We start from the raw sequence: 9,083 nt of genomic DNA on the forward strand, positions 1-9,083 counted from the left end.
ATGTCTGCCAAGAACAGTACGACGGCGCCTGCCTCACCCATCGCTGTTGATGTGGCGGACCGGGTCAGTGCCCATGTCCTGAATGTGGCGGACACCCTTGTTCATTACTGGGAGTACGCCGCCGTCGAGCCGTCAGCTGCCAGCCGCACCATTGTCATGGTGCATGGTTTTCGTGGCGACCACCATGGGCTTGAGCGCGTGGTGGAGTTGTTGCCGGAGCACCGGATCATCATGGCGGATCTTCCTGGATTTGGCGTCTCCCCCGCTTTTGCTTCCGGCAAGCATGATATCCCCGGATATGGGGCATTCCTTGCCTCATTCCTGGACACACTGGAACTAGGCCCGGACACCGTCTTATTGGGCCATTCCTTTGGGTCTATTGTGGTCAGTCACTTTGTGGCCTCTCATCCTGGCCGAGTCTTTCCGCTCATCTTGGTGAACCCGATCGCCTCCCCCGCTTTGGAGGGGCCCAAGGGCATCATGACTAAGCTGGCTGTCTTCTATTACTGGGCAGCCGCCAAGCTGCCAGCAGCGCTGGGCAATGCCCTCTTGCGCAGCAAGCTCATTGTGCACGTCATGAGTGTGACCATGGCCAAGACGAGGGACAAGGAGTTGCTGGTGTTCATCCACGGGCAACACCACGCGTATTTCAGCGGCTTCGCCAACAGGGACATGCTACTGGAGTCATTTCAAGCCTCCGTCAGTGGAACCGTGCGTGAAGTGGCTACAGCTCTCACTCTCCCCACTTTGCTGATTGCCGGAGCACAGGATGAAATTGCCACACTTCCCAACCAGCACAAACTGCTGGAGATCCTCCCCCATGGCGAACTTCTCGTCATTGACGGGGTGGGTCACCTCATTCACTACGAAACACCCCAGCCGGCAGCAACCGCCATCACTGCATTTCTTGAAAGGCACCCCGCCCCTTGAGCACCCCCACCGCGGCCAACAGGCCAGAACCGTCCGGTCATCAGGGCACATCGGCTAAACCCCGCATTGTCATGGATGCACGCTTCACTCGCATGGATCACCACGACGGCATCAGCCGCTACGGCGCAAGTCTTATGGCCGCCGTCGCACCTTATGCCGACGTGACGATGCTTATCCATGACGAACGCCAGCTGGCGCTGCTGCCGGATTTGCCGTGGGTGAAGATCAATTCGCCGCTGAGCCCGCTGGAGCTGCTTGTGTCCCGGCACGTGAACAAGTTGGGGGCCGATCTGGTGTTTTGCCCCATGCAAACGATGGGCAGCTGGGGACGGAAATACCCCCTCGTCCTGACGCTGCACGACCTGATTTACTACGAGCACCCGGCACCTCCCGGCTTCCTGCCGGCGCCGGTACGCGTGCTGTGGCGGCTTTATCACAAGGCGTATTGGCCGCAGCGGATGCTGTTGAACCGCGCAAACGTGGTGGCCACCATCAGTGACACCACGCTGTCTCTGATGCGCAGGCACAAACTCACCAAGCGGCCGGTGCGGATCATTGGCAACGCTCCGCAGGGCGAGCGGACGCCGCGGGATACTTCGGTGACACCGGAGAAAACGCTGACGTACATGGGCTCGTTCATGCCCTATAAGAACGTGGAAACGCTGATCCGCGGCATGGCTGAACTGCCTGATTTCACGCTTAACTTACTCAGCCGGATTACGCCTGAGCGGCGCGCGGAGTTGGTCTCGCTAGTGCCTGCAGGTGCGTCGGTGGTGTTCCATAACGGCGTAACCGACGCCGAATATGATGAGCTGCTGCTGCGCACAACGGCCCTTGTCACACTGTCCAAAGCCGAGGGCTACGGGCTGCCGTTGGTGGAGGCCATGGCACTGGGAACACCCGTGGTGGTAGCTGACACCGAGATTTTCCGCGAAGTTGGCGGTACGGCTGCGCACTATGTGCCTGCCGATTCCCCGGAAGACTTTGCCGCAGCCGTGCATGCCTTGGCTGACCCCGCTGACTGGGCTGCTTGTTCGAGCGCGTCCGTGGCCCAGGCGGCTACGTTCAGCTGGGATTCCTCCGCCCAGGAACTGCTAGCCATTGCGCAGGAGCTGAGCCCGCCGCGATGACCCCACCGCTCATCCGGGTCCATAGGAAGCCCCGCTTCGGCTTGCCGTGGTTGGCTCTGCTGCTGGGATTCGGAACTGTTTTCTTTGCCGTCCAGGGGTACCAAACAGTTACCGCTTCACCGACGGCTCAGCTCGAGATTGTGGTTGAAGGCCAGCACGGTCTCAACATTTCCCAGGAGAGCGTGGACGCAGTTGTAGGCGAAGGCATCAAAACCTGGCAGCCGATGCGCATGCTCGTCACACCCCGGATTCTGAGCCTCGACGAGAAAAAGGGTCGCGAGGACCTTGGCGCTGATGTCATCTTGTCCACCGTCATCGACGACGACCCGGCTACGAACATCGATAACCGCCGGTTTGCAGGGGCAGGGATCTATCCTGCCAGCGGCGACATTGACAAAGACCTAGACAACACCTTGCAGATCCGCAATGCCTTCATGGACAACGTGGGCCTTGGCCACGGCCCCAAAGCGGTGGTTGCAGCGGCACAGCGTGCGGCAGAGGTTCTCGATGAGGGGCCCCTTCAATCCCCGCTGTTCTGGCTCATGGGGGTGGTTATAGGTTTTGGCCTGACGAGCATCGCAGCGGCGCTCTCCCTCTCCCGGCGCAAGCGTCGTGAACTGATCTTCCGCAGGCTGAGCAAGGCCCAACGGCAACTGGCAACTGTAGTCCTGGAACTGGAAGCGCTCGAGGTAAGCTATCTGGCCACCCCCGTGAAGCAACGTACGGCGGGCTTCACCTCATCGTGGCGCGTGGTTCGGGACGCTTCGCTGCAGCAAGCACGTACAGAGAACGCAGTCATCGATGCGGTCTACAGCCCCAAGACCGCGTTGGCGCCCGCCACGGCTAGCCTCGTCACATCCTTTGAATCCGAAGCTGCGCGTTTAGTGGTGCAAGCAGATGCTCTCATGGCCGCGGGTGCCGTCTTGGGAACTCTGTCAGGACGTCAAGGCGTCTTGGACCGGCTAGCAGCCCCCATGACATTTGCTACGAGGGAACTGCTGGCCCGGCTGAGCACACGTCCGCCAGGTGCCATCGCCGCGAAGCGCGTGCGCCGCCTCAATGACGCCCTGGAATCGTTGCTGCGTATTCTCTCCAACGATCATGGAAGCCCCGAAACCATTCAGGCTTGGCGGTCAGCGGAGAACGAGCTGGAAAAGAGTGCATTGGCCGTGAACCGGTCACTACGCCGACATCGTTTGGCACGTGTCTGGATGCCTGAGCCTAATAAGCAACTGGGCGAGTACTCGGCCTTGCGGTCAGGGTTGGGGCTCTCCCCCACAGGTTCAGAACGAACCTTGAAAGCTCTCAGAGATGCCAACGCCGCGGCCCACGCACTGTGTGGCCCCTTGCCCGGCACCACGGAATCACCTGTGCCGGCTCCCCGAGAATTCAGTTGGCTGATGTTTGTTCCAAAACCTTCCACCCTACTGTGGGCCGCCAGGAGCACACCCTGGCTTTTCCGAGGTGTTGGCATTGTGCTGGTCTCAGTCATCGCCAGCGCAGTATTTGTTGGATACTTGCCATCACGTCACAGCAACGAGCTCACAGGAAATCTGCCGCTGCATTCCCTGGTTTTCGACGGGGACACCACCGGCTTGGACGAATCCCAAATACGCCGGTATTTTGACGACAAATTCACGCAGCAAGTGGACATTACCGTTGCAGTTCGCAGCGCTACTGACTATTTGGGCATACAGACGGATATTCCGGCAGACGATTCCACCGTTGTTGAAAACCAAGAACCCCAAGTCTTGGTGGATGCCTTGTGGCGGGTGAAGGCAGAATTCCCGCGAATTCTGGATCAGTCAACGGCAGAGCTCAGAGAGAACCACGTCATCATTCCGGTCTGGAAGTTGGGCGAGAACCAATTTTCCATTCCGACGCCGATAACTGGTGCCGTGGCAGAGGGCGAATTCAACAGTTTGGGCAGCATGACGTGGGATCAGGGCAGTTATTACTTCTCCGGCATTGGAGACATTACCGTGGCACGGACCATCGAGAATCTAGCTCTGGGGATTCAAGAAAATAGTTACCAGGAACCGGAAGTAAATACCTTCTGGCTCTTTGTTTTGCTGGCCTTGAGTATTGGCTTGGGCACCGTCACTCTAATCCTGGCGATCAGCTACGGCGGAGTCATGTCCACGAAGCTTGGACGTTTTGGCCGCAATTCAGCCACGCTGCGACAGGTGCGCACCCAACTCAATGAGCTCGCCTTGGGATTGGATGATTCACGGCTAAACGCCGTGGCAATGCTCGGTTCGGGTTCAGCGGCCACCTCTGCCGAATCTGATCAGCGTATTTTCGAAGGCGCACTGGCCATGGCGTGGCGTATGGCCGATGACCTGGCCGCACGTTCTCTGTCAGGGCGCCTTGGTGAGGAGTATGTGGCCGACGTCGAGAAACTCGAACTCTTAGTGAAGATGCTGTCCATTCGAGACACAGACGTTAACCAGCGCACCAGGGCCCTGCTAGGTGCAGCCCTTGGTCGAGATTCAGCCAAATAGGCAACCACACAACAGATTTACTTTATTGGCTTTTTGGTAGTTTTTGATGAATTATTGAGCGATTTTGGATACTCGGGCCGCTTGAGTTCGGCATTCACGGTGACTGGGACTCCATAGCCGGGAACAACACGTTAGTTTCCAGCCTTGCGCCCGGCATGCCGAGGCTGGACTTCGGACCGTTCCAGGGAGAACTAGGTTTTCCCCTTAAGGCGAATCGAAGGGAGGCTAGGCGGACGTCGTCGTGGCCGAACACTCCCTCAAAGTCCCCGGAAACAATGGTCCCCATCGGATTCGAACCCATGGCCCGCGCTTGCTGATCAGGGGGCGAGGCAGACCTGCCATGAGGTTACTTTCACCTGTTCCTGCGTAGCGCTATTACAACAATGCAAGATACTAAATAGCCGCCTCCGTGTCTTCAGAAGTCTGAGTTATGCATGACGAGGTGGGAATTCCTGCGGCACTGCTGGATGAGCTGAATCACATATGGTCAGGACCCAATGCTGGGCCAACCATTCCACTGTTGACCGATCACATTTAGCCTTCATGTATTTGCATTTCCAGCACCGATTTCCAGGGCCATAGCGAGGCCATTCGCCAGCTGGCACGCCTTACGCTAATCCTGCGACGTATTGCGGCCCTTGGTCGGATAAGTGACGCTACGTACATACGACGACGCCAATAAGACGGCTGCATGATTCGCAGGACGGTTGGGGCTCACCAGCGGTAATTGCCCGCAGGGGAAACATTCTGCGGGCAATTGAGGCCTTAGAGTGGACACCATGAGATTTCGTTTCCTACGTCGACGGGCCACCCGCGGCCCCGAACTCGCTGCGCCATTGAGCGATGTTGCCCACCAGACAAATGTCAACCTCCCCGGTCAGACAGAGATATTGGCGGTACCTGCCAGCCGAGTGGCGTTGCTGTGGACCAACCCTCTGGGGCGCACTGCGACCCGAGCGGCTCAGCTGCTGCTGGTTTTGGCATTAGTCAGTGTTGCGGTCTTCGGACTTTCCCAGGTCAGTCTCGCTGTGCTGCCTCTTTTGATCGCATTGATTCTCTCCAGCGCTCTGTGGCCGCTGGTGCGGTTGGCCCGCAAGGTTATGTCCGCCATGCTCGCTGCTTGGACCGTGTTTTTAGGCTCCCTGGTGGTCATCGGTGGCGTAGGGACGGGAATAGTCTTCGCCGTCCGGGCCGAGTGGTCCGGCCTAGTGGACCAAGCCGTCGAGGGTTTTAAACAGTTACAGGGCATGGCGAAAGACCTGCCGCTGCAGATTAGCCAGCAACAGATTGACGACGGCGTGACTGCGGTGACGGACTTCCTCACCAGCAGCCAATTTGGTGCTGGTGCCCTGACCGGGCTGTCCGCTGCCGGAAGCTTCTTTACCGGTTTGGTTCTGCTGTTGGTGATCCTGTTCTTCTTCCTCAAAGACGGCGACCGGATCTGGGCATTCTTTCTATCTTGGATACCCCGCCACCACGAGGCCAAGTGGCGGGCAAGCGGCACGCGCACCGTTGAGACGCTGGGCGGTTACATCCGCGGCACGGCCATCATCGCTCTTGTTGACGCCGCTGGCATCGGCATCGCTCTTTGGATCCTGCAGGTACCGCTAGCACTACCGCTGGCGGTCATCGTCTTCGTTACCTCATTCATCCCGATGGTCGGCGCAACGTTTGCCGGCATCATTGCCACGCTGGTGGCGTTGGTGGCCAACGGCCCGGTTGTCGCGCTGATCGTGCTCGGCGTTGTGATCCTGGTAAATCAGCTTGAGGGTAACTTCCTACAGCCCGTCGTGATGGCACATGCCCTGAACTTGCATGCACTGGTCATTCTGCTGGCACTGACGATAGGTACCGTTTTGGCCGGCCTTGTGGGCGCAGTGCTCTCCGTGCCCCTGACCGCCGTCGTGTGGTCCATCGTCAAGATATGGACCGGCCGTGACACCGAGGCGATCGAGGCGATCAAGGCGCGAACTAAACATTAGCTCCCCACGATCCACCGATGGTTGAACGGGGTCATTCTCACGTCCAAAATCCCTGTAAATCCGAGCTTTTTGGGCCCCTATCGGATTCGAACTGATGCCCCCCGCTGTCCTGCCGGGGGCGGGTTTCTGAATGCCCATAAGCTCTTTTGACCTTTTCCTGCATGATGCTGTTGCAACAATGCAAGATACTAAATAACTACTGTTCCGCCTTCAAAAGTATGAGTTTTGTATGACGTGGTGGGAACTCTCGGCAGACCGCTTGACGACCTCGATTGCAATCAATCAGCCAACATTGCTTCACCTCTCATTCCACTCTCGATACAACCCATGATCCGTGCGTTTGCTTCACAGCCGGTGACTGCCGCTTTTTTGGATCTGAGAGGCGCCTGATGCACACCATCACTGAGCTGGTGCTGGAGAAATACAGGATTCTCTCGAACACTGTGCAGACGGAAATTGCCGCCGTCGTGGCCAAGGCCCCGGCGACCAACGGTTGCCTGCAGCCCAGCCCAGCTGGCGACAGCTATTTCAGATGGGGTGGCGTTCAACGAACTGGTTATGACCCAGACCGGCCCTGGCTCAGGCCGCTTCTTGGAACCAAGTCAGGCAGGAATGACCCGTTCCGCGCGAAGTGTGTCGAATAAGGCTGCGAACGAGGCGAGCGTGTCGGCATGGCCGGTGAACCCGGCATTGCGGCTGCGGCTCATGTCGGTGAAGCATTCAACAGGGCGGTTAAGGTCGCTGTCTGTGTGCCACCAGGACGCCACTCGGGAGAGGTCAGGTTCGGCCAGACCCTCGCGTTCCACCAACTGACGCCATGCATCGGCTTTGCCGACCATCTGCTCTTCCAAGGGACGTGGCCGTTCGCTGAAGCCCTCGGCTTCCACACCGAGAAGCTCCGCAATCCGTGGCCACATCCAGCGCCACCTGAAGACATCACCGTTCGCTGTGTTGTAAGCCTGGCTCGGCAAGCCAGGGGTGGTTGCGGCCCAGACCATCTGACGGGCCAGCAGCCCACTGTCTGTCACGTCCGTGACACCATTCCACTGCACCTCGTTACCGGGGAAGATAAAAGGCGTGCCCTCCGCGCGGGACAGTGCAGCCTGAGCGGCCAATGTCTGGCCAAGATTCATGGCGTTGCCGATGGCATGTCCGATCATGGTGTGCGAACGGTGGACGCTCCAACTGAAATCGTAGAGATCAGCGGCTCGCCACAGCTCATCTTCCTGGGCATAGTAGAAATTCGGCGCATCCAGCCGGGGCTCATCCTCGTGGAACGGGGTGTCCCGTGTCGAGCCCGTGCCATACGCCTCGAAAGGTCCAAGATAGTGCTTGAGTCCGGTCACCAAAGCCACGTGCTCCAGCGTCCCAGACGGACCGAGAGCGTCAAGGACATTGCGGACCATGCCGGCATTGACCGAGATGTTTTCGGCCTCGGTGGGCATCCGGCTCCAGGCCGTGAAGTACACGTGCGTAGGACTCAGCCCGGCCAGTGCAGCCTGCACAGACTGCGGGTCGGTCAAGTCCGCCCGCACCGATTCGATGCCATCCTGGGTAGTGACCTCGCGCCGGGACAGACTGATAGTCCGCCACCCTTGGGCGACGAGTTCGCGGGTGAGCGCGCTCCCGGAAATTCCTGTCCCGCCGACGACCAGCGCTGTTCCCTGAGGGTCAATTGGTGCGTTCATCGAAGGTCTCCTTGTTTATCTACCCGCGTATTTGGTGTGCGGGTTGTTGTCCTGGCCCAGTTGGTCTTTGGCCGGGTCTTCAAAGGATAAACGTTGACGTTGACGTTAATGTCAAAAGCGAGACTTCCTGCCTGACAGCCGTGAACGCCGCCACACCCTGGCCGCAAGCAGCCAGCAATCGGTAAACTTTGACAATGACGTCAATGTTGGTCTTTAACGGGTGGTGGATCTGCGCATGAAAATTGGTGAATTGGCGTTCCGCACCGGCGTGACGCCCCGGGCCCTGCGGTACTACGAGGAGCAGGAGTTGTTGCACCCGGATAGGGAGGGCAATGGGTACCGCACCTATCCTGAGTCTGCAGTCGTTCAGGTGGAGCAGGTGCGCGATCTTCTTGCGGCAGGTCTGTCCACACGGGTCATCCGTGTGGTGGTGCCTTGCTTTGACGGTTCCGGGCCGGAGCTGCGGCCCCAGGTAGACAAGGAGCTTGCGGACAATCTGGCACGCGAGGTGGACAAGATGGGAGCCCGCATCGATGCCCTGACCCGCAACCGGGATGCCGTCCGCCGCTTCCTTCAGACCGCGACCCCGACCGCGCCTGACTAAGTATTGACTTCACCGTGGTGACTGGCGCAGGAGGCGGTCCCCCACGATGCCCGCGTCATCACGGATGCACACCACTAAAAAACCCGCCGACTCCTACACAGAACATCTTGGATGAGGTCCGAACCTCTGAGCCAGTCCAACGCAGGATCAACCAGATGAGTTGACGACTGTTAGCGGCCATGAAAAACTGCCCATAGGCGGCCACGAAAGTGCCCACTGATGGCCAGCAGAAATGCCCATTGGTG

Annotated in this window: 6 protein-coding genes; 5 read left to right on the forward strand and 1 reads right to left on the reverse strand. The window is 58.8% G+C overall.

Annotated features, from left to right (window positions below; genetic code table 11):
• The 4 genes from CXQ93_RS12015 (at position 1) to CXQ93_RS12030 (ending at position 6,546) form a co-directional block, all read left to right on the forward strand.
• On the forward strand, positions 1-930 hold the full coding sequence (locus CXQ93_RS12015; RefSeq protein WP_104110635.1) for an alpha/beta fold hydrolase: 930 nt from the start codon (positions 1-3) through the stop codon (positions 928-930).
• Positions 931-1,001: 71 nt separating this feature from the next.
• A complete protein-coding gene (locus CXQ93_RS12020) occupies positions 1,002-2,060 on the forward strand; it encodes a glycosyltransferase family 1 protein (RefSeq protein WP_104110691.1) in 1,059 nt (352 codons plus the stop codon).
• The gene (locus CXQ93_RS12025) at positions 2,057-4,564 is read left to right on the forward strand and encodes a DUF5129 domain-containing protein (protein WP_104110636.1); all 2,508 of its coding nucleotides are present in this window, start codon (positions 2,057-2,059) and stop codon (positions 4,562-4,564) included. Before CXQ93_RS12020 ends, CXQ93_RS12025 begins: the two co-directional genes overlap by 4 nt.
• 779 nt (positions 4,565-5,343) lie before the next feature.
• Entirely contained in the window at positions 5,344-6,546 is a 1,203-nt protein-coding gene (locus CXQ93_RS12030) for an AI-2E family transporter (protein ID WP_104110692.1), read from the forward strand.
• A 602-nt stretch (positions 6,547-7,148) separates the two neighbouring features.
• Here the strand turns inward: CXQ93_RS12030 and CXQ93_RS12040 are convergent.
• Positions 7,149-8,234 carry an SDR family oxidoreductase gene (locus tag CXQ93_RS12040; protein ID WP_104110638.1) on the reverse strand — a complete coding sequence of 362 codons (1,086 nt, stop codon included), beginning with the start codon at positions 8,232-8,234 and terminating at the stop codon, positions 7,149-7,151.
• 235 nt (positions 8,235-8,469) lie between these two features.
• Between CXQ93_RS12040 and CXQ93_RS12045 the strand changes: the two genes are divergently transcribed.
• Positions 8,470-8,838 carry a MerR family transcriptional regulator gene (locus CXQ93_RS12045; protein ID WP_104110693.1) on the forward strand — a complete coding sequence of 123 codons (369 nt, stop codon included), beginning with the start codon at positions 8,470-8,472 and terminating at the stop codon, positions 8,836-8,838.
• Positions 8,839-9,083 lie beyond the last annotated feature (245 nt).

The sequence above is a fragment of the Arthrobacter sp. N199823 genome (assembly GCF_002929705.1).
Taxonomy (GTDB): Bacteria; Actinomycetota; Actinomycetes; order Actinomycetales; family Micrococcaceae; genus Specibacter.

Bases quoted from the DNA above. Each gene is read 5' to 3' on its own strand.
- CXQ93_RS12020 (WP_104110691.1), top strand. From the start codon at position 1,002: ATGGATGCACGCTTCACTCGCATGGATCACCACGACGGCATCAGCCGC.
- CXQ93_RS12040 (WP_104110638.1), bottom strand. From the start codon at position 8,234: ATGAACGCACCAATTGACCCTCAGGGAACAGCGCTGGTCGTCGGCGGG.
- CXQ93_RS12025 (WP_104110636.1), top strand. From the start codon at position 2,057: ATGACCCCACCGCTCATCCGGGTCCATAGGAAGCCCCGCTTCGGCTTG.
- CXQ93_RS12030 (WP_104110692.1), top strand. From the start codon at position 5,344: ATGAGATTTCGTTTCCTACGTCGACGGGCCACCCGCGGCCCCGAACTC.
- CXQ93_RS12015 (WP_104110635.1), top strand. From the start codon at position 1: ATGTCTGCCAAGAACAGTACGACGGCGCCTGCCTCACCCATCGCTGTT.
- CXQ93_RS12045 (WP_104110693.1), top strand. From the start codon at position 8,470: ATGAAAATTGGTGAATTGGCGTTCCGCACCGGCGTGACGCCCCGGGCC.